The sequence below is a fragment of the Tritonibacter horizontis genome (assembly GCF_001518015.1).
Classification (GTDB): Bacteria; Pseudomonadota; Alphaproteobacteria; order Rhodobacterales; family Rhodobacteraceae; genus Epibacterium; species Epibacterium horizontis.
This window is the reverse complement of the sequence record NZ_LPUY01000110.1, coordinates 1-19397: the sequence shown is the minus strand read 5'-3', so window position 1 is coordinate 19397 and position 19397 is coordinate 1. Positions and strand designations below refer to the sequence as shown.

Below are 19397 nucleotides of genomic sequence, written 5' to 3'. Positions count from 1 at the left end.
GCTGCCCGAGCTGCGGGCCGAGTGAGTGCGGGGTGTGACGCGTGGCGAGTGAACAGGAAATCATCGAAGAAGAGCTGGTCTACGGCGCGTTGCGCCGTGAACGGCTCTGGCAGCGCCTGGGACTCATCGGTTTGATCTTCGGCATCCTCGGATGCCTGAGCGCGGCGGCTGTCGCGATCCTCGATGTCGATCCGCCGCCTGTGGTCGTGCCCTATGATCCCGAGACAGGCTTTGCCCTGCCCGAGGCCTCGGTGGGCGCGACTTCGGTGACCGCGAACCAGGCGATCATCGAGGCAGAAGTCTTCCGCTATGTGACCGATCGGGAAGTCTACAATCAGCTCGACAACGATTTGCGCATCCGCAGCGTCCTGCGCCGCTCGGACGGAGCTGCCGAGAGCGGGCTGCGCCAGATCTGGAACAGCGCCAACGAGAATTACCCGCCGACGGTCTATGGCCCCAATGCCCGGCTCGACGTGGAAATCCTCAGCATCAACCGGATCGGAACCAACCGCGCGACGGTCCGCCTGCGCAAGCGCCTGACGTCCATTAACGGCACCCAAACCGGCCTCTTCACTGCGACGCTTCTCTTCGAGTTCCGCCCGGAGACCCGCCGCTCCATCGATGAGGTCTGGACCAATCCATTCGGCTTCACCGTCCTCGAATATTCCATCCGCTCCGACAGATTGGAGAATTAGTTTGATCAATAAGTTCTTTGTTGCTGCCATATTAGTTTTGCTGCCTGCCCTTGCCTTTGCCGAAGCGATCCCGCGCGGTGGTCCAAATGACAGTCGTGTGCGGCTGGCCACCTACCAGGAAGACCAAGTCTACCGCATCAGCGTCTCGCTCACCCATGTCACCACCATCGAGTTTGGTGAGGGCGAAAGCATCCGCTCGATCATCGCGGGCGACACCGAGGGCTTCGAGATCGATGGCGTGCCCGGTGGTCAGGCATTTGCAATCAAGCCCGTCGCGCGCGGCGTCCATACCAATGTGACGGTCTACACGAACAGGCGCAGCTACTATTTCAACGTCCAGGAGGTCCGCAGCCCGACCTTCTACGTGGTGCAGTTCCGCTATCCGGACGACGCTGCGCGCCCGACCCGGGCCATCGCCGCCCAAGCGCCGAACTACAAATACGGTGCCAGCGCGCGGACCGGGTTTACGCCAACGCGCATCTGGGATGACGGGACGTTCACGTATTTCGCGTTTCCAAGAAACGCGCCTGTGCCCGCGATCTTCCGCTACGCGGGCGGCCGCGAGCGCACGGTCAACACGCAAACTCCTGAAGACGGCGTGATCCGCGTCAGCGGCGTAAACCGCCAATGGGTCCTGCGACTTGGCGAAGAGGTGGTCTGCATCGAGGCGATCCCGCCCGCGGAGGCCGCCTAATGAGCGATACCGAGAACATCGAGCTGGAAAAACGCCTCGCCGCCCTTGAGAAAGGCAGTGCCCGCGCCCCCACGGCGGCGCAGCGCCGGTCGCCCCTTCTCGCGCTGATCGTGGTCCTCGTCATCGGCGCGGGTGGTGCCCTGCTTTATCTCCTCTCACAGCCCGACGAAGAGGAAGCCTTGCCGACGGCCACTCCGGACGTCTTCCAAAACGAAGGGGATGGCTTTGGCGCTATCGAGACCTTGCCCCCGCCCGAGCCCGAGGTTGTGTTCGTCGGACCAGACCCCGTCGAGCCCAACGCGGAGCTTCTGGCGCAGATCACCGCCCTGCAGGCTCAGATCGAGGAATTGCGCAACGCCTCCGAACCGGTCGTCGAGGAAGACACCGCCGCCGCAGAGGCAATTGACGCGCTGACTGCTCAGATCGCGGCGCTACAAGCCGCCTCGGAAGCAGCACAGCAACGGTTCCAGGACGAACTGACGGCGCGGGATCGCAGCCTTGAGCAACTCCGCATGGATCTGGAACTGGCCCAACTCGAGGCCAGCCGACCGCAACCCGCGCCAACGGGCCCCACGGAGGATGAGCTGCGCGCACGCGAGCAAGAGCGACTGCGCCGCGAGGAAGAAGCCCGGCGCATGGCCGAGCTGGAGCGCCGGGCCGCGGAGGAACGCGCCTTCCAGGAGCGGCGCATCGCCTCGCCCACCATCGCGTTTGGCGGTGCCTCAGGAGCGAGTGAAACGGCTCTGACCGAACGCACCTTCGGCGAGGTGACGGATTTCGTGCTGAACGGGGCGCTGCCCTCGACGGTGACGCAGGCCGAGGTGATCGCCAATCCCTCCAACACGATTCTACAGGGCACCATGATCCAGGCCGTCATGGAAACTGCCCTTGACAGCTCCCTGCCCGGCCAGACCCGTGCCGTGGTGTCCGAGGATGTCTACAGCGTCGATGGCGCGCGCCTCTTGATCCCCCGCGGATCCCGCCTCATCGGGCGCTACCGCGCCGGCGTCGATGTCGCGCAGCGCCGCGTCACGATCGCCTGGGACCGGATCATCCTGCCCGCGGGCCAAACCGTCCAGATCAGTTCCTTTGGGGGAGACGAGCTGGGCCGCTCCGGCGTCACGGGTTTTGTCGATACACGCTTTGACGAACGCTTCGGCTCGGCGGCGTTGATTTCACTGATTTCTGCCGCACCAAGCGCTGCCGCCGCAAACGTCCAGGATGAGACGACCGCAGACGTGCTCGAAGACGTGGGCGACGATCTGGCCGATGCCACCGACTCTGTGATCGGCGACTACCTCTCGATCGGGCCCGTCATCTATGTCGACCAGGGTGCCCGCGTCACGGTCATGGTCGACCGCGATTTGGAGATCTTCTGAGCCGATGTCACTGAGCTATCTCCAGACCTCGCTTGACCGCATTGCCGCCGCCGCCCGCCACGATGTGATCGAGATCTGCATCAACCCTGATGGCATCTGTTGGGGCGAGTTCCAGGGCGATCATTTCATGCGAGTGCTGGACCAGAAGCTAACAGCGACGGACGTGAAGGACCTCGGCAACCAGATCGCCTCCTCTGCCAATACCACCCTGAGCAAGGACAGGCCCATCGTCTCGGTCTCGATCACCTACAAGGGCCGTCCGATCCGGGCACAGGTCATCACCCCGCCCGCCGTGCTCTCGGCCATCTCGATCAGCTTGCGGTTCTTCTCCAGCCTACCGCTCGAGGGCATCGAACTCGACTTTCTCTTCGGTAAGGAACGCAAGCTCGAAGACCTGCGCCTGGAAAAGAAGCGCGCCTTGCGCGCGGTCGTGGCCGCGGGAGCGATCGATGACGCGCTCGCCTTTTGCGTGGAGAACAAGCTCAACATGATCGTCTCGGGCGGCACCTCGACCGGCAAGACCGTCGCTGCGCGAAAGATCCTCTCCCATGTGCCGTCCGAGGAACGCATCGTCACCATCGAAGAAGCCGCCGAGCTTCTACCGACCCAGCCGAATGCCGTGACCCTTATCGCCAACCGGGATGCGGAGTTCCAGACCGCCGATGTGCTGCTCACCGCAACGCTGCGGATGCGCCCCGACCGGATCATCCTCGGCGAGGTGCGCGGCAAGGAGGCCATGACCTTTCTGGAAGCCATCAACACCGGCCACGGCGGGTCCATGACCACGCTGCATGCCGAAACACCGCAACTCGCCGTGCAGCGCCTCGCGATCGCGGCGCTCAAGACCGAGATCCCGATGACCTATACCGACATGATCCAGTACATCGAGAACTCCATTGATGTGATCATCCAGGCCGGTCGGCATGACGGCAAACGCGGCATCACCGAATTCTACCTCCCCGGCGCAACTGAGATTGGAATTTCCCCATGAAGACCTTTGAATACGACATTCTGTTTTTCCAGGTAAAGAAGCAAAGGGACTACGGCGAGATGCGAAGGGTCCTGAATGAGCGCGGCGCGGAAGGGTGGGAGGTCATCACCGCTGAGGCCGGCGACTACGGCTACACCACGTTCTTGAAGCGTGAGACTGGGGCAACGAAGGGGGCATCGGAATGATACAGGCTGTTACAGTCGCTGGTCTGCTCGTGGTCTTTGGCGCAACCGCTGGTGTGGCCGAGCGGAACTTGATCCCGACACTCGACAACCGTCCAGATGTTTGCCCAGACCAGCCTCCCGAGCCGGAGTGGATGCAGAACATCGATGTGCGCGAATCCTATAAGCGCCTTTTGATCCAACAGATATATCGGGCTCAAAGCATGGAGCGCGTCGTAGACTCGCAAAACTGCGACTGTCCCGCACGGTATCCAACTTGGGAGGACGCCGTACGAGTCTACACCGAGCGCTACGTCTCATCTGAATACTGGGACGTCATCGAAGCGACGTCCGCGTACAGGCGACAAGCAAATGAACTGCGCCGTGCCGCCATGCCAATCTGCGAAGCCACTGGCAACTGGTAGTAATCCATGAGTGTCGTCACCTACTTTGTGGAAACAGCTGAAGGTTATCTCGATACCGCTGCCGAGACACAGTTTGGCGCGGTCGCAGCAACGGTCGGCACGATACTGGTTCTGGGCACAACACTGGTTGTCATTCTGGTCTTCATCAACATGATCTACCAGTATCGCGCCATGGACGGCCGAACTGCCTTTTGGCTGGCCGTGAAGGTCGGGCTGATAGGTATCTTCGCGGCCAATTGGGTCCAGTTCAATGCGCTTGCCTCAGCGATACTGAATGGGATCGACAGCATTGCCGGGGCCCTTGTTGCTTCTGTTGGCGGCGGATCACCAGGTCCGTCCGGTACCTTTGCAGAGGAATTCGACGATCTGATCGCAGCCCTCGGGGACTATCTGAATGCTGCGGGATCTGAGTTGAACTGGATGGCCGGCGCCTTGCTCGACACGCTTGGGGTACTGCTGCTCTCGATCCTCGGTGGCTTGGCGGCGTTCATTGTTGTAGCATCACGGCTCATGATCGCCCTTCTGATCGGCATCGCGCCGGTCATGATCTTCCTGACCCTTTTCGACGTGACCAAGGACTATTTCGCGCGCTGGCTTTCGGCGCTGATCTCCTTCGCGATGTACCCGATTGTCGTTGCCGGAGTGTTCGCGACGATCACAGGTGTCTCTCGTGCGCTACTTGCTGAGCTGGGCGATCCGGAAGGAGCCTCCAACATCGGCGCGCTTATTCCGTTCTTTATGATGGTGCTGATGGCGAAGGGGTTCATCATTGCAACGCCCTTCCTCGTTCGGGCGATTTCTGGAAACATCATGATGCCAGCGCTCTCGGCCGGCTTCGGCGGCAGCTATGCCTTTGCCAGAGGGCTTGCAGGTAGCCAGCAGGTCTACAACCGATACGCTATCGGGGGCGCGACGGGGGCGGAATACGCAGCCCTTCGGGCGCGGCAGTTCTTTGGCGTGCAAGCGTTGCCAAGCCGACCCAATACTGCGGGCGGCGCAACCGCAGCTCCGTCCGGTGACACAACTGGAACAGGAACCCGAATGCTGGCACAGCTTTCAAGACTCGGTAGGTTGGGCAGGCGGTGACAGCCATGTGCCAAAAACTTGACAAAACCGCAAAGGTTTCGCCGCGGGTTTTCGTCATCTCTAAACGGTTGATCCCTCGCGACACAGGGCACGTGGCCAAAAACGACCGTTATTGGCCCATGCTTTCTGACCAAGGGTTTTTGTCCGACAGCGGCCATTCGTGACGTGCGCGGCGAAATCCCGGTTTGAGCCCACTTTGATCAATGCTGCGATACCGACAAATGGCGGCTTCTCTGTCGCGGCCTACGTTGATTCGATTGACCTTCGACAACGAATATCGCAAAGGTATCGAAGATGGTTTCCAGCCGCTGAACATGCGTCTGGGATGAAAAGGGAATACGGTAAGGAAGAGCTGTTAAGCGCCGAAACCGTAACTGCCCCCGCAACTGTGAGCGGTGAGTGACCCCGACGAACACCACTGAGCCTGTCGGGCTTGGGAAGGTTCGGGCGAACGCTGATCCGCGAGTCAGGAGACCTGCCATCAACGGCACCAAAAGGTGCCGTCAATGCAACTCAACCCAGACGGGGTGTCTGGTTAGGAGATCATGATGGCGACACGGAAATTCCCGTGCTTTAAAACATGTCTGCCCTGCGCCCCGCATATTCGCGGAGGGCGATATGACCACGCACCCAAACCACAAGATAACCGCCTGCACATCCTGCAGGCATAACGGCACGGACTGCCGCCCAGGATCTGAGTTGATCGAAAAGCTAAGAGCCGCAATTGCAGCGGCAGGGGATACGATCTCCGAAGATTTCGAAATATCGGGTGTGGCCTGCATGGCGGGCTGCGATCGGCCATGTACGGTCGCCTATCATGGCAGCCGCAAAGCAACCTATCTGTTCGGCGATGTCGACCCAACAGTGGACATCAACGATCTTGTCACCTTCGCACAGCAATATGCCTACTTACACGACGGTTGGTGTTCCTCGGTAAATCGTCCAGGCAAACTACGTAAATCCACGCTTGCACGTGTGCCCTCTTACATCATTGCCCTGCAAGCCAGTGATGTCCGTGCATCATGATGGCCGCTGATCTTGAGGTGAATGGTGTGAGTTGGGCACCGACCAAATCGGGCCAACCTGTGCTGCACCCCACAACTTTCAGCGTTGCTGCGGAAAGGGTTTTGGGTGTGGTGGGGCCGAATGGTGCGGGCAAATCTACCTTGCTGCGGCTTCTCTATCGGTTTCAACAACCCAAGACAGGGCACGTTCGCGTGGACGGACAAGACATTTGGTCGATGTCGGCTCGTGACGCCGCCAGGCGGATCGCAGCAGTCTTGCAGGAACAGGCTTCGGCATTCGGATTGACCGTTCGAGAGATCGTGCGGCTGGGCAGAACACCGCATCGGTCAGGCTTTGCCGCATCGGGGGCGGGCGACGAGAAAGTTGTTGAGCGCGTCTTGGATACCCTGAGCCTGCACCCCTTGGCGCACCGTGACTTTGGCACATTGTCGGGCGGTGAAAGGCAGCGTGTCATGGTGGCGCGGGCCTTGGCACAAGAACCGCAGGTGTTGATCCTTGATGAACCGACAAACCACCTTGATGTGCGCCACCAGCTTGAAGTCGTGTCGCTGATCCGCAGTCTTGGGCTAACCATTGTGGTGTCGCTGCACGACCTCAACGTGGCGGCTGGCGTCTGTGATGATGTGCTGGTCCTCAAAGACGGGCACTCACAAGGCTTTGGTCCACCTCAGACGTTGCTGACAAACGCCCTCGTTTCCAACACGTTTCGCGTCGATGCACGGCGTGAACACCTTGCCCCCAGCGGGGCCTCCCATTTTTCCTTCACCCTTCCCAATTGAAAAGGAGAATTCACATGAAACTCAACCTTACCACTCTGGCTGCCCTTTTGATGGCCGGGTCCGCTATGGCCCAAACCACAGTACAAAGCTGCGACCGTGAGGTCACCTTCGACGCCCCGCCACAAGCTGCCATATCCAATGATGTGAATTTGACCGAAATGATGTTGGTCCTGGGCCTTGCGGACCGCATGGTGGGCTACACAGGCATTTCAGGTTGGAACAAACTGGACGAAGGCATGACCGCTGGCGTGGCTGCACTGCCCGAACTGTCGTCGCAGTATCCATCCCGTGAAGTGCTGATCGGGGCTGATGCCGATTTCTTCTTTGCTGGCTGGAACTACGGTATGAAAGTTGGGGGGGAGGTGACGCCAGAGACCTTAGAACCGTTCGGTATCCAAGTTTACGAACTCACTGAAAGCTGCATCCACATCGGCGAAAAAGACGCAGCGTCTATGGGCGACATGTATAACGACCTGCGCAATCTGGGTACGATCTTTGATGTATCCGACCGTGCCACGGCTTTGATCGAAGGCTACCAAACTGAACTGGTGACATTCCTTGCGGACCAGCCCGCATTGGACACGGCCCCACGGGTGTTCGTCTATGATAGCGGCGAGGACGTGCCATTCACCGCAGGCCGCTACGCCATGCCCAATGCTCTGATCGAGGCCGCAGGCGGCACAAACATCATGAACGATTTTGACAAAAGCTGGGCGACTGTTGGCTGGGAAGCCGTGGTTGAACGCAACCCAGAGATCATCGTGATTGTGAACTATGGCGAGGTCACAGCCGCACAGAAGCGCGAGTTCATGATGTCCAACCCCGCCTTTGCCGACATCGACGCGGTGCGCAATGATCGGCTCGTGGTGCTTGAATATGTCGAAGTAACCCCAGGGCCGCGTAACATCGAGGCAGTCAAAACCCTTGCCGCCGCCTTTCGGGGTGAGTGATCCCGTATGGCGATGAAACAGCATACGGCACAAACACACGGCAAGTCATCTCGCGGTCTTTGGATCACGGGCTTCCTTGGTGTCGTGGCCCTCTTGGGGTCTTTGTCGATTGCTGTGAGCGTCGGGGCCATCGCGGTCCCTCTGGAAACCGTCTGGGGCATTTTGGTCAACAAGATTGCCCCAAGGACCGTGACCATCGACTGGTCAGCAGGCCGCGAGGCCATTGTGTGGGATATCCGCCTTCCGAGGGCCATTCTCGCCTGTTTTGTCGGTGCAGGTTTGGCAGTGGTCGGGGCAAGCCTTCAGGCTGTGACACGCAATCCGCTTGCAGACCCTCACTTGCTTGGCATCTCGGCGGGCGGCGCATTCGGGGCCATACTGGCGCTCTTGCACACAGGATTGTTCATCGGGCTTTTGACCGTTCCGTTGTTAGCGTTCCTCGGCTCACTTGGGGCCACACTGATTGTTCTTGCTGTATCGCAATTCGCATCCGCAACCAGTGCGGACAGGTTGGTGTTGGCTGGCGTGGCCGTATCTTTCATCGTGATGTCGGCGGCAAACGTGCTGATCTTTCTTGGCGATCCAAGGGCCACGCACACGGTGGTCTTTTGGATGTTGGGCGGTCTTGGTTTGGCGCAGTGGAACCAACTCATTTATCTCGCCGTCACCCTGCTGGGGTGCGGGACCTATCTGTGGCTCAAGTCTGGAACCTTGAATGCCATGACGGTCGGGGACGAAACAGCCACCACGATGGGCATTCCTGTCGCCCGCTTCAGATTGACGGTTTTTGTCATTGGTGCCTTGATCACGGGCGTCATAGTCGCATTCTCCGGTATCATCGGGTTCGTCGGCCTGATGATACCGCACATCGTCCGCCTGCTCGTCGGCGGGGACTACCACCGTCTCCTTCCAGTCTCTGCGCTTTTTGGTGCCGTATTTCTCGTTTGGGCAGATATCATCGCACGGACTATTATGGCCCCAGACGACATGCCCATTGGGATTGTCACGGGTCTGGTCGGCGGGGTGTTCTTTGTATGGTTGCTGCGGCGACGGATACGATAAGAACGTCGTGATACTTTGAATGGAGAACAACGATTGCAGACATTCGACCTCAAACACCCAAGGTCGGTTTTGTCCGCACTGCGGACAGTGGCCAACCCATTGGTGAAGGCCCGCTATGCCGCGCTCAACGGTCAAAACTCATCCGTTTTTGTCACCGGCGGAATCCACCGTTTCTGCCACAGGCGGAATGGACAATTTCAGCACCGTGCCACGGCCCTGCGCATCGCCCGATTGCCAACTGGCTCAGGCTCTTCGCCGGGGTGTTGCCCTTCACCTTTCCAATCGTCTGACCAAAGCCAATCTTCGAAATAATAGAGCCAAAGGTAAGTCCACGGAATGATGGTTTCGTCGATCCGCTTCCGCGCTTCCCATTCCCTGGCGCCTGGAAGATAAAGACAAAGGCGCAGCGGATCTCTGTAGACGTGAGGCAAAGGACGCCCTGCCGCCAGCAACTCCAGATCCGGGTCGTCTATCTGAACATCGGGCGTTTGGCCCGGCTGAAACGTGATAGTGGCAAGATAGGAGCGCGCCAAGGCGGTAGGTCGTATAGGCTCTTGCCATGTCAATTTGTTTGCGCGGACCTGCCCCGCACCACTGATAGCCGGGCTTGCCTTCAGGAACAGCAGCTGCTGCGACAGGGTCAGGTCGTATTGCCCGCCTCGTCCTATCATCAATCACCGAAGAACGTATTTGCGGGCACGGTGGTTGAAGCTGCGACCTTCGATGTCGTCAGCCCGACCACAGGTGCGACAGAAAGCAGACCCGATTTGCGACCATCCGACACCGCATTAACGCGGTTGCCGAGAACCCGTCCGGTGACACCAGAACCGAACGAACGCTCCATGTTCAGGGACAAGCGGTCCTGACCGACTGCGTCTCGAAGGGCCTCAAAATCGGACAGCGCTTGCGCATGCCACGCATAGAACGCTGGTGCCCGGCGTTCATCCTTATTCCAGTTGTCCGCGAAGTTTTCCCCGTTGGTAGTCTCGTTCAGGATGGCATAGCCCCGCCGTCCGTCCAGGATGGGGCGGTCGATGAAGTGCGGCATCATCCGGATCGTTTCGACGAGCAGGTCCATTTCGTCCTGGAAGACGTGCTTGCGCACGCAATAGGCATAGGACTGCATTGCAAGGGTGGTAATGATGACGGAAATCGGTGCAACGTCTTGCGTGTTGTTCTCATAAAAGACGTCGCGGTGCCGTTTGAGCAATTGCACGATGCGGCGCAGGATACCCTTCACTGCTTCTCGGACAGGGAATGGCTCTACCTTCGCCTCGTCCCGCTGCATGGCGATGAACTTACCCACAAAGGTAGGTTGGAGTGCCGCGCGCTTGTCGAACAGTATCTTGTAGGCCTTCGGATTTGTCGGATGCCATTCTTTCAAAGCCCGGTCGGGTACCAGTTCGCCCCGGTTGATGCAGGCCGGGTTTGCGATAGTCGGGGACAGGTCGAGATGGAAGTCCCCCGCATAGTTAAGACGCCAGCAGCGCTTCTTTTCTTCGAGAATACGCACGTAGGTGGCGTGTTCTTTCAGCCGATTGCCAACTGCCGCTTTTAGGACAGCCGGGGAGATGCCTGACGCGATACCTGCACAAAAGCAGATGAGATCGACATCGAATTCCCGCCGCCCGATCGGCTTCACGGCCGTTCCAAGTGCACTAGACCCTTGAAGATAGACCATAACACTGACGAGTAGCGGATCAGTCGATGCGGACAGCCAGTCTCCGACGGCACCATAGCTCTGGCGCGCACGATCAAACTGGGTTTCGGTGAGGTCCAGATCCTCGCCGATCTCGTCAAGGATGGTAAATATCTGCGTGCGCCGACGAATGTCACTGTCGGTCAGCGGCTGTCGCAACATCTGATTCATGTCGCATTCTCCTTGAGTTGATAGACCGGCACGAAGGCGTCGGCGGGCTGGGTGAAAAAGATCGGGGTCAGGTGGGGCTTTGCTCTTCGTGCTTCTGACATGCCCAGGCCCTTCAGGCGGCCGATCTTCGTTGTGTCATCCAAAGTGAAAAAACCACTCGGGACAGACGGCGAGATGCGGTAGATGCGATCCCCATCGTAAGGGTGTCCCGTCAGAAGTTTTGCCATACCGAGGGCGCCATGTGATTGCCCATCCGCGTAAAGGTTGAGGACTTTGAGTCCGAGACCGGCAAACCCGGGACTTTCGGGCAGCATGTAGACCTCGTCCAGACACCCCAGACTCAGAATGCGCAGGTCTGACGGATGCCACCCCAGAAGGGTGATGGCTTCGACGACGGCAATTGCCGTCGGGTTGTTGGCCCATGTCCCGCCATCGGTCAGGCCGATATCATCAGCAGTGCGATGTCGCTTGAAATACGTAGGTGCCGCTGCCGTTGCCAGAGCAGCATCCAGCGCAGTCTTGCGATAATCGGTTTGCAGGCGCGTGTGATGCGCGGTCTTGTAGATATAGGGGCTGCGGAGATCGGCATCCCACGCTGGGATCACCAACCGGGTCTGTGAGTGCCCGATCAGATCGTCGTTCAGAACGGCCTTGAGCTCGCGGGCAAGAACTGCTGCATCGTGCTTTGGCCCGATAGCATGCCGCCCTGTAGCGGTGAGGGTGCGCCAGGCCTGCTTCATCCACCCCGGGGACTCATCATCCGCCTTGTCCTGGCCGAAGATTAAAGGCCCGCGACGCTCGTAAAGGTCGAGCAGTTCCTTTGCCGTGCGGCCGAGACCAAGGCCAAGCGCGATAATGCCACCCGTCGATGTGCCTGCGATGAGATCGAAATAGCGCCCAATGGGCTGGCCCAGCTCTTCCTCGAGCCCCGCAAGGAACGCAGCCGGCATCGTGCCCTTGATCCCACCCCCGTCGATGGAGAGGATGCGACGTATCTGCCCTTTGTTCCCAACGCTGCTCATCCTGACATCCATTCCGCTTATGCCCTTCAGCCTTTCGGCGGATACGGGTCCTTGCCATAGGTGTTGCGCTCGCGGATACGACCGTTCTCGCCGTGGATCAGCATCTCGCTGCCCTGACGAATGGCGGATTCCCGCGCGGCCGTGATGGCCTCGCGCTGCGTGCCGTGGACGGAAGACGCGCGGGAGCTACCCGCCCCCTTCACTGCCCAACCGCTCTGATGCGGCACAACGTGCTGATTTTTCTTAGACACTTCAGACCTCATATGTCGATTTCGGTTGACGATTCTCCAACCTTGTGTTTAAATATATAGTAAGAATTGGCGTTTATCAACCACAACAATAACCGCCGGGAGAGGACCATGTTCGGACAAAGACTCAGACTTGCCCGCAAGCGGGCGGGTCTATCCATGCAAGCGCTCGCGGAGCGCGTAACCCCAAGCGTGTCAGCGCAGGCCATCAGCAAATACGAGGCGGACAAGATGATGCCGTCCTCGTCGGTGCTGGTCGGCCTCGGCAAGGCGCTCGGCGTGTCACTGGACTTCCTGCTCGGCGGTCAGGTCGAAGCTCTGGAAAGCGTCGAGTGGCGAAAGAACTCGACTGCCTCGGCGCAGGATCGCGCGATGGCGGAATCCATCGTCATCGAGAAGCTCGAAGACTATCTCGCCATCGAAGACATCCTCGATATGCACCCCGCTGAAGACCCCTTCGCCGCGCTGCGCGTGGACATGGTGGCCGATGAAGAGGCCATCGACGCCAAGGCGCGGGACGTGCGGCGCGAGTGGCAGCTTGGGATCGACCCGATCCCGAGTATGACCGCCCTGCTCGAAGACAAGGGACTCAAGGTCATCGAGGCCGATCTCCCGGAACGCATCAACGGGCTGGCCTGTCATGTCGAACGGGCGGAGGGCGCACCGACTGAGGTGATCGTCGTCTCGCGGCACACCAATGTCGAACGCAAGCGCTTCAACCTCGCCCACGAACTCGCGCACCGGATCATCACCGAAACCGGCAATGCCGCGCTTAAAAAGGAACCCTCGATGCACCGCTTCGCGGGGGCGTTCCTCATTCCGCGTGAGCATCTGGAAGAGGAAGCTGGCCGAAACCGTCACGGCATGACCTGGATAGAGATCATGCGGCTCAAGCGCACCTATGGCGTCTCCGCCGCCGCGATGCTCGTGCGGCTCGGCCAGGTGGACATCCTGTCGAAGAGTGCTGTGGAATATGCGTTCAAGACCTATGCGCGAAGCTGGCGGCGCGAGGAGCCGGAACCTATCGGTCCAGGCGAGGGCTTCGCGGCCTTCGAGAAGCCGCAGCGCTTCGAGCGCCTCGTCTGGCGCGCGCTCGGCGAGGAGATGATTTCCCCCGTGCGGGCGGCGCAAATGCTCGGGCTCCCCTTGAGCGTTGTCGAACGCGACATCAGGGGGCCTCGTGACCAGTGACCTGTGTTGTCGTCAATGATGCGTCCTGTCTGATCGACTTGAAGAAGGGAGAGTTGCTGCACGTCCTGCTGCGGCTGCCCTATCGCTTCATCGTGCCCCTGCCCATCCGTGAGGAGGAGCTGCTCGATTTCACGGAGCAGGAATGGCGGATGCTCGAAGACGGCGGCCTCGCCACCTACGATCTGCCGGGCGAAGAGGTCGCGCGGGTTTTCGCTCTAAAGCGGAAACATAGCCGCCTGTCAGCCAATGATTGCTTCGCCCTCGTGACGACAACCTGCCAGGAAAACGGCATCCTCCTGACCGGCGACAACCTTCTGCGCAAGGTCGCCACCGCTCGCGCGGTGCGCGTTCATGGCGTCCTCTGGATCATCGACGAGCTGCACGCCGCCGAAGCCTGCGATGTCGGGCTTCTTGTCTCCACCCTGCAAATCTGGCGGGCGGATGAGGCGGTCTTTCTACCCCCCGCCGAGATCGACAAGCGGCTGCGCCGTCTCGGGGCATAATCTGAACAAGGTGGAAATGGCTGGTCCCTGCCCACGACGTTCCGAGCGAAAGATCGAACGGTCATGCAAACCAGCCCCTTTTTTCGGCGTCAAAAAGCATCGTTCGTGACATTCAGCCTTACGGGAGCTACGCGCAGGTCGCTATGCCCGCCACGTTATCGAGCCACCAGCTTTTCGCCGCCCTCTTCCTGCAGCATCGCTTCCATGTCTTCCAAGCCATGGACAGCAGAGCGCATCTGGGCCTCATCATCCACGCCCACTGTCTCGGCATCCGCAACCCGGCTCCCAAAATCCATCTCTATCTGTCGCTGCTCCTCGGCGATAACGGCGTGAACGACAGGCGCAATCTTCGTTGGGGCGAGATGGGTTTGCTCTGACGATTGGCCATCAGCAGTCTGGCGCGCGGCCTCAACGTCGGCCTCGGATCCGCCTGAACCGTCAGCTGGCGGCGTCATCGGCATGGCGCGCATACTCAACGGCAAATTGCCCTGCGACCCCCCGCCCCCCGGCTCCGGAAACGGCAATTCGCCCGTCTGTGCTGCGTGGATCGCCTTGAACAGCCGATCGTCGAAGTACTGGATCCGTTTGGCCCGGACCGGCATCTGGGCATCGATGACCATGACGATTTCATCGAGCGGTAGGCGGCGCGCCTCATCCTCGGGCAGGAGAGAGCTTTCTTCGGTCCGGGTGGACTGGCTACGGCCTTCGAAGGGGTTTTTGCCGATGGACTGGGATCGCGTGATGACGGTCTTCGTGGTCTTGCCAACCGCCTTGCTCAGCTCCTCGACGGTCTTCTCATCCGAGGGCGTGAGATAGAGTTTCACGCCCGCGTTGCCCTGCAGCGCACGGCGGGTGTTTTCGCCATAGATTTCATCGAGGGCGGGGATGGTTTGTGTCACGACGGCCAGGTGGCCGCGATAGGTCCGCAGGGTCTCGATGCTCTCGACCACGATGGGCATCTTGCCGAGACGGTTGAACTCGTCGAGCATGATCATCACTGGCCACGGCTCGTCTGGCCCGGGATCCTTTTCCTGCATGGCGGAGAGGAGATCGGAAAAGAAGAGCCGGATCAGTGGTGCCAATGGTTTCACCATCAGCGGCTGGACCACGAGGTAGACCGAAAAGGGTTTCTTGCGGATCGTTCGGAAATCAAAGTCCGACACCGCCGTCGCCTCGTCGATGGCCGGGTTCTGCCATTGATCGAGCCCCGAGGTCATCAGGAGCGAAACATAAGAGGTCAGCGTATCGTTGTTGGTCGAGGCCAGCCGCGTGAAGATCAGTTTGGCGGCCCTGTTGTCCACCTCATGGCCCCGCGCGAAATACTCCTTCTGCTTGTTTCCGCCCGAGGCGGCGATGCGGTAGATCTCGCCCAAGGTCGGACGCTTGCGCTGGAAGGCCAAGAGCCCTGCCGCCACGAAGAGATCGATCCCGCCCTTGAGGAGGCCCTGCACCCGGTCATTGTCGCTTTGCAGGAACAGCGTCGCCAGGAGCTGCAGTTCCATCTGCTGGCGCGCGGGATCTTTCAGCTCAAAGATGCGCAGGAGCGGGTTGTAGCGATGCGTGCGCTTGCCCTCCCAATCGGTGGGGGCAAAGCGATAGACCTTGTCGCCCTGGGCCGCGCGGTGCCGGGCCGTGGCCTCGAAGCACTCGCCCTTCACATCGAGCGTCACGGCAGAGCCTTGCCAGGTCAGCAGGTTCGGAATGACGAAGCCCGTGGTCTTGCCGCGGCCCGTGGGCGCCACGATCAGCGCATGCGGGAAGACCTTGGAGCAAATGTAATTGGCGCGGGAGCCCGGCGTCCCCAGCTTGCCGAGGATGAACCCGGTCCCGGGCGCCCCGAAGAAGCCATTGGCCTTCATCTCGCGCGCAGACTGCCAATGGGTCTGGCCAAAGCGTGTGAGAGCTGACCCCGAGAGGGCGAGGCTCAGCATCAGGCCGGCGGCGGCGAAGCTGCCGACGATCAGGTGAATAAGTTGGGCGTCCTCGGGGCGGCGATCGAGGATCGCCAGATAGTTCTGCGCGATATAGGCGAAGTCGATCTCTGCCCCGAAGCCGAGATCCTGGTAGGTCAGCACCGCCGAGGCGATGGTATAGCCCATGGCGGCGGTCACCAGCGTTACCAACAAGACACCGGTCGCGATCCGCGCCTTTCCCATGGGCGCGCTCAATGGACCTGTCCCCGCTCGGTCTCGCCATCCACGTCTGTGGCGCGGTGTTTTTCATATTCGGTGTCGGCAAGATCATCGACCACCTGGCGCAGGGCCTCCGTGTTGGCCGTCGCGGCATCGGATTGCAGGTAGACCTTGGCGACATAGAGCCGGTCGAGGCGGTCCTCGAGAACCTTGTCCAGCGCATCGGCATCGCCGGATGTGAGCCGCTCAAGTTGACGGTCATCCAGCACCCGCGCGATCTCGGTTCGGAAAGCGTCCCGCTCCGCCTCGGTCTCGAAAGGCGCGGACAACTCCCCCGCCCGCTCATGGTCCAGAACACGCGCAATCTCGTCTGCGAGGCGGTCGGTACGGTCAGACTGCGGCGCAGTTTCACCGCGGGCTGCGAGGAGTGCGTCGCGCGTGCCAACCCCAAGCCCCTCGCGCATCTCGGTTTCGCGGCGGACCTGATTGATGACCTCCGTGTCGCGTATCTCGACGACGGCCGCATAGGTCGCGCCGAGCCCACGGGCGAGATGGGACGGCATGTCCGGATAGCGCGCGCGCAAGTCATCCGTGACAGCATATGCAACGGGCGTGCGGACGTCGCGTCCCTCCATGATCCGGTCGACCTCGCGGGTGATCTCGCTGGCGCGGGCCGCATCGGTGATGGTCTCCCTGTAGGGTTCAGACCGGTCGATCACATCGCCGGGGCGTGCGAGCAGGTCCGGGTGTGCTTCGAGATACGCGCGCTGCTCCGTCTCGATCCGGCGCTCCGCTCGCGATACAACCTCCCAATCCCGGTCCTCGATCTGCTGCGCTGTCAGGCCGTCTGCGCGCATCTCCTGACGGATTGTCCCTTCCATCGCCCGCACCGCGTCCCGGTGATAATGGAACCGCTCGCTGACCGGTTCCGCTTCCATGACGCCATCCCGGCGCAGCACGTTCTCCCGTTCCAAGAGCGTGCCGAGCGTGACATGCACATCGTTGAGAATGTCGCGCGCCTGTTCCAGATCGGCGCGGCGTTCGAGGTTCAGATCGCGCGCCTCGGCCACCTTGGAGAGATCATCTGCGATCCATTGATGCTCCAGCGCGGCGCTCGAGGCCCCGGTCTCGATCCGGGCCACCACTTCGGATGTGCTGATCCCCGTGCCGCGCAGGGCCGCGTCGATCCGTGAGCGCAGGCCTGGCTCGGCAAGACGTTCTAGCTGGTTGGTGTCGATATTCGCCTCTGAGTAGACCCCGCCCTCCGACGGCACCTCAGACAGCGTGCTCGATCGCAAACCGAGAGGCTGCATGTGCTGGACCTGCGTCTGGATCTCGATGAGGCGTTTTTCCAGCACGGGACGTTCCGCGTCAGACTTCTCGGCGATCATGCCCTGCACCCGCGCGAGCTTTTCCGCATAGAGGCTTCTGAGATCCTCGAAGCTTTGATCCTCGGCCATATACACATCTCCTGTTCGGTCCACCTGCCCGCCATGCGCCAGCACCTCGCCCGCGCGGAAGAGTGCCGCGGCAATATCCTCGCGGGCTTCACGCGAAGCCTCCGCGGCAAGCGAATGGTAGACGGTTCTGGTGTTGGCGATCTCCGCCAGCGTCCGGGTCAAGTCGGCCCCCACGCGTTCGCGCTCGCGGGGCGCGCGGCCCTCGTCTTTCGCGGCGTAAACCTCGCTGGTGCGGGCTGGGTAATGCACGACGCCGCGATCCACCCGCCGCGTGGCCTCCAGCCGTACACCATACTTCTCGGCCTCCTCGACCATGGCGAGGCGGAAGTCGTCATAGTTGAAGCGGTGGTTGCGCCCCAGAAAGAAGAACTCGCCTTCCTGCGAGCGGCGGTTCAGCACCAAATGCGCATGCGGGTGATCGCGGTCCTCATGCACCGCGATGATGTAGTCGAAATGCCCCGCGTCGGTCTGGAAGAACCGCTCGGCCACATCCGTCGCGATGTCGCGCACATCCTCCCCGCGCGTGCCGATGGGGAAGGACATGAGCATGTGGGTGGTCTGCCCAAGCTTGGGCTTGAAGCCCGCATCCCACCGCTTGGCAAAGCGCTCGGTCAGATCCTTGATGTCACCCGCCTCGAGCTTCGTCTTGCCATCCAAGAACCCGCTACTGTCCACGATATGGGTGGACTTGGTGGTGAGGTAATCGAGCTGGTTTGCGAGCTGCGATTTGGTATGCGTTCCCCCGCCCCGGATCGCCTTGAAGACCGCTGGCCGGTGGCCTGCTGCCGCGCGCACAAGCTGGGTCTGCTTGGCCACGTGCAGCCCCTGCATTGAGCCCCGGACGCGGCTCCAGCCATCCCGAAACACCTCGCCCGTGACGGCATGGACGGCATCATTCAGCCGCATGGGCAAACTCCCTCAGCGCGGCCGTGGCCTGCAGCTGCATCGCATCCCGACGGCGGCGCAGGAGCAGGTCGATCTCGTCAGCGGAATCCAGGATGAACCGCGCCAGCCCGCGCATCTGTGCGAGGCGCAATTCGGTGAACTCCGAGCCGGCCCCCTGCCCTTGCCGATTGGCCTGCGTCATCTGTTTGGCGATCTGCGCGACCCCATTGCCGACCTCGTGCAGCGAGGCGCGGTAGCGCGCCATCTCAGCTGCCATCTGCGCGTCCGGAACGAACACCCCACCTGCCGCCTGAATGAGCCGCCGCAGCCCCTCGGCCCGGCTTTCGATCCCCGCCTTCGCCAGCACCGCGTCGAGCGCCTCAAGCTCCGCAGCCGTGACCTTCACACTGACCGCTGAGACCGGAATTGCGGCATCCGTCTGGCGCTCGGCATCGGCTTTGAGCGTGTACTGGATCGCCCGCACCGAAACGCCAAACCGTTCCGCCAGCACTGAAGTGGAAACGCCTTCCGCAGCTTCGCGAACGATCTCCATGCGGTCCGCATCTGTGAGGCGTTTTGAGCGAGACATGCGAAGAAAGACCCCCTATTTCCTGCCACCTTCCACCAAGGCTGCCCCTACCTTACGATAATATACCTATCTGTCAATTATATACTTACGTAGCATTCAGTCTCAGGCAGCCTTGGTGTCCGCTTCCCCCGCGGCCCGCAGGGACGCGGCTCTGCCGCCCTCACCACCGGGCGACCCACCTGCCCTAGGGGTCCCGTCCGCCAGCCCCGCCCGAGGGTCTGGCCGAACACATGCGTGTTCGGACGGAAC

General features: G+C 60.9%; 20 protein-coding genes and 1 riboswitch. Of the genes, 13 read left to right on the top strand and 7 right to left on the bottom strand.

Annotation, left to right across the window (positions count from 1 at the left end; genetic code table 11):
• Window positions 1–41: 41 nt before the first annotated feature.
• From TRIHO_RS20030 to TRIHO_RS19985, 11 genes are all read left to right on the top strand, one after another.
• Window positions 42–695, top strand: coding sequence for a virB8 family protein (locus tag TRIHO_RS20030; RefSeq protein WP_068248052.1), 654 nt, complete (start codon window positions 42–44; stop codon window positions 693–695).
• A 1-nt stretch (window position 696) separates the two neighbouring features.
• Window positions 697–1389 (top strand): TrbG/VirB9 family P-type conjugative transfer protein, encoded by a 693-nt coding sequence (locus tag TRIHO_RS20025; protein WP_068248050.1) that lies wholly within the window; start codon window positions 697–699, stop codon window positions 1387–1389.
• Window positions 1389–2768: a TrbI/VirB10 family protein gene (locus TRIHO_RS20020; protein ID WP_068248047.1), complete on the top strand. Its 1380-nt coding sequence runs from the start codon at window positions 1389–1391 to the stop codon at window positions 2766–2768. Before TRIHO_RS20025 ends, TRIHO_RS20020 begins: the two co-directional genes overlap by 1 nt.
• A 4-nt stretch (window positions 2769–2772) precedes the next feature.
• Window positions 2773–3759, top strand: coding sequence for an ATPase, T2SS/T4P/T4SS family (locus TRIHO_RS20015; RefSeq protein WP_068248044.1), 987 nt, complete (start codon window positions 2773–2775; stop codon window positions 3757–3759).
• On the top strand, window positions 3756–3944 hold the full coding sequence (locus tag TRIHO_RS20010; protein WP_068248042.1) for a hypothetical protein: 189 nt from the start codon (window positions 3756–3758) through the stop codon (window positions 3942–3944). The genes TRIHO_RS20015 and TRIHO_RS20010 overlap by 4 nt, the downstream gene beginning before the upstream one ends.
• Window positions 3941–4345: a hypothetical protein gene (locus TRIHO_RS20005; protein ID WP_068248040.1), complete on the top strand. Its 405-nt coding sequence runs from the start codon at window positions 3941–3943 to the stop codon at window positions 4343–4345. The genes TRIHO_RS20010 and TRIHO_RS20005 overlap by 4 nt, the downstream gene beginning before the upstream one ends.
• A 6-nt stretch (window positions 4346–4351) precedes the next feature.
• On the top strand, window positions 4352–5431 hold the full coding sequence (locus tag TRIHO_RS20000; protein WP_068248037.1) for a type IV secretion system protein: 1080 nt from the start codon (window positions 4352–4354) through the stop codon (window positions 5429–5431).
• 278 nt (window positions 5432–5709) lie between these two features.
• Window positions 5710–5928, top strand: a riboswitch (cobalamin riboswitch).
• Between the two features lie 121 nt (window positions 5929–6049).
• A complete protein-coding gene (locus tag TRIHO_RS23415; RefSeq protein ID WP_082705241.1) occupies window positions 6050–6457 on the top strand; it encodes a DUF1636 family protein in 408 nt (135 codons plus the stop codon).
• Window positions 6454–7236: an ABC transporter ATP-binding protein gene (locus TRIHO_RS19995; RefSeq protein WP_068248031.1), complete on the top strand. Its 783-nt coding sequence runs from the start codon at window positions 6454–6456 to the stop codon at window positions 7234–7236. Before TRIHO_RS23415 ends, TRIHO_RS19995 begins: the two co-directional genes overlap by 4 nt.
• A gap of 14 nt (window positions 7237–7250) precedes the next feature.
• A complete protein-coding gene (locus tag TRIHO_RS19990) occupies window positions 7251–8186 on the top strand; it encodes an ABC transporter substrate-binding protein (RefSeq protein ID WP_068248028.1) in 936 nt (311 codons plus the stop codon).
• A 6-nt stretch (window positions 8187–8192) separates the two neighbouring features.
• Window positions 8193–9248: a FecCD family ABC transporter permease gene (locus TRIHO_RS19985; RefSeq protein ID WP_068248025.1), complete on the top strand. Its 1056-nt coding sequence runs from the start codon at window positions 8193–8195 to the stop codon at window positions 9246–9248.
• Between the two features lie 197 nt (window positions 9249–9445).
• Here TRIHO_RS19985 and TRIHO_RS19980 read toward each other — a convergent pair whose 3' ends face one another.
• From TRIHO_RS19980 to TRIHO_RS19965, 4 genes are read right to left on the bottom strand one after another with little or no spacing between them, the layout of a single operon-like run.
• A complete protein-coding gene (locus tag TRIHO_RS19980) occupies window positions 9446–9919 on the bottom strand; it encodes a hypothetical protein (RefSeq protein WP_068248022.1) in 474 nt (157 codons plus the stop codon).
• Window positions 9919–11118 (bottom strand): nucleotidyltransferase domain-containing protein, encoded by a 1200-nt coding sequence (locus TRIHO_RS19975; protein WP_068248019.1) that lies wholly within the window; start codon window positions 11116–11118, stop codon window positions 9919–9921. The genes TRIHO_RS19980 and TRIHO_RS19975 overlap by 1 nt, the downstream gene beginning before the upstream one ends.
• Entirely contained in the window at window positions 11115–12152 is a 1038-nt protein-coding gene (locus TRIHO_RS19970; protein ID WP_068248016.1) for a CBASS cGAMP-activated phospholipase, read from the bottom strand. Before TRIHO_RS19970 ends, TRIHO_RS19975 begins: the two co-directional genes overlap by 4 nt.
• A gap of 14 nt (window positions 12153–12166) precedes the next feature.
• The gene (locus tag TRIHO_RS19965) at window positions 12167–12391 is read right to left on the bottom strand and encodes a DUF2188 domain-containing protein (RefSeq protein ID WP_068248055.1); all 225 of its coding nucleotides are present in this window, start codon (window positions 12389–12391) and stop codon (window positions 12167–12169) included.
• Window positions 12392–12499: 108 nt separating this feature from the next.
• On the opposite strand from TRIHO_RS19965, the gene TRIHO_RS19960 reads away from it, so the two are divergent.
• Together TRIHO_RS19960 and TRIHO_RS19955 are read left to right on the top strand one after the other, a co-directional pair.
• Window positions 12500–13579, top strand: coding sequence for an XRE family transcriptional regulator (locus TRIHO_RS19960; RefSeq protein WP_269745366.1), 1080 nt, complete (start codon window positions 12500–12502; stop codon window positions 13577–13579).
• Entirely contained in the window at window positions 13576–14082 is a 507-nt protein-coding gene (locus TRIHO_RS19955) for a PIN domain-containing protein (RefSeq protein WP_068248011.1), read from the top strand. Before TRIHO_RS19960 ends, TRIHO_RS19955 begins: the two co-directional genes overlap by 4 nt.
• A 155-nt stretch (window positions 14083–14237) precedes the next feature.
• Here TRIHO_RS19955 and TRIHO_RS19950 read toward each other — a convergent pair whose 3' ends face one another.
• Genes TRIHO_RS19950 through TRIHO_RS19940 form a run of 3 tightly spaced genes read right to left on the bottom strand, consistent with a single transcriptional unit; the run spans window position 14238 to window position 19148 of the window.
• A complete protein-coding gene (locus tag TRIHO_RS19950) occupies window positions 14238–16238 on the bottom strand; it encodes a type IV secretory system conjugative DNA transfer family protein (protein WP_068248010.1) in 2001 nt (666 codons plus the stop codon).
• Window positions 16239–16246: 8 nt separating this feature from the next.
• Window positions 16247–18580 carry a relaxase/mobilization nuclease domain-containing protein gene (locus tag TRIHO_RS19945; RefSeq protein WP_068248007.1) on the bottom strand — a complete coding sequence of 778 codons (2334 nt, stop codon included), beginning with the start codon at window positions 18578–18580 and terminating at the stop codon, window positions 16247–16249.
• Window positions 18567–19148, bottom strand: a complete 582-nt coding sequence (locus tag TRIHO_RS19940; RefSeq protein ID WP_065323582.1) for a helix-turn-helix domain-containing protein — start codon at window positions 19146–19148, stop codon at window positions 18567–18569. Before TRIHO_RS19940 ends, TRIHO_RS19945 begins: the two co-directional genes overlap by 14 nt.
• Window positions 19149–19397 lie beyond the last annotated feature (249 nt).

What these genes read in the sequence shown, in the direction of transcription:
- TRIHO_RS19980 (WP_068248022.1), bottom strand. Translation starts at nt 9,919, where the DNA reads ATGATAGGACGAGGCGGGCAATACGACCTGACCCTGTCGCAGCAGCTG.
- TRIHO_RS20010 (WP_068248042.1), top strand. Translation starts at nt 3,756, where the DNA reads ATGAAGACCTTTGAATACGACATTCTGTTTTTCCAGGTAAAGAAGCAA.
- TRIHO_RS19975 (WP_068248019.1), bottom strand. Translation starts at nt 11,118, where the DNA reads ATGAATCAGATGTTGCGACAGCCGCTGACCGACAGTGACATTCGTCGG.
- TRIHO_RS19990 (WP_068248028.1), top strand. Translation starts at nt 7,251, where the DNA reads ATGAAACTCAACCTTACCACTCTGGCTGCCCTTTTGATGGCCGGGTCC.
- TRIHO_RS19985 (WP_068248025.1), top strand. Translation starts at nt 8,193, where the DNA reads ATGGCGATGAAACAGCATACGGCACAAACACACGGCAAGTCATCTCGC.
- TRIHO_RS23415 (WP_082705241.1), top strand. Translation starts at nt 6,050, where the DNA reads ATGACCACGCACCCAAACCACAAGATAACCGCCTGCACATCCTGCAGG.
- TRIHO_RS19950 (WP_068248010.1), bottom strand. Translation starts at nt 16,238, where the DNA reads ATGGGAAAGGCGCGGATCGCGACCGGTGTCTTGTTGGTAACGCTGGTG.
- TRIHO_RS19960 (WP_269745366.1), top strand. Translation starts at nt 12,500, where the DNA reads ATGTTCGGACAAAGACTCAGACTTGCCCGCAAGCGGGCGGGTCTATCC.
- TRIHO_RS19995 (WP_068248031.1), top strand. Translation starts at nt 6,454, where the DNA reads ATGATGGCCGCTGATCTTGAGGTGAATGGTGTGAGTTGGGCACCGACC.
- TRIHO_RS20005 (WP_068248040.1), top strand. Translation starts at nt 3,941, where the DNA reads ATGATACAGGCTGTTACAGTCGCTGGTCTGCTCGTGGTCTTTGGCGCA.
- TRIHO_RS19970 (WP_068248016.1), bottom strand. Translation starts at nt 12,152, where the DNA reads ATGGATGTCAGGATGAGCAGCGTTGGGAACAAAGGGCAGATACGTCGC.
- TRIHO_RS20020 (WP_068248047.1), top strand. Translation starts at nt 1,389, where the DNA reads ATGAGCGATACCGAGAACATCGAGCTGGAAAAACGCCTCGCCGCCCTT.
- TRIHO_RS20000 (WP_068248037.1), top strand. Translation starts at nt 4,352, where the DNA reads ATGAGTGTCGTCACCTACTTTGTGGAAACAGCTGAAGGTTATCTCGAT.
- TRIHO_RS19945 (WP_068248007.1), bottom strand. Translation starts at nt 18,580, where the DNA reads ATGCGGCTGAATGATGCCGTCCATGCCGTCACGGGCGAGGTGTTTCGG.
- TRIHO_RS19940 (WP_065323582.1), bottom strand. Translation starts at nt 19,148, where the DNA reads ATGTCTCGCTCAAAACGCCTCACAGATGCGGACCGCATGGAGATCGTT.
- TRIHO_RS20015 (WP_068248044.1), top strand. Translation starts at nt 2,773, where the DNA reads ATGTCACTGAGCTATCTCCAGACCTCGCTTGACCGCATTGCCGCCGCC.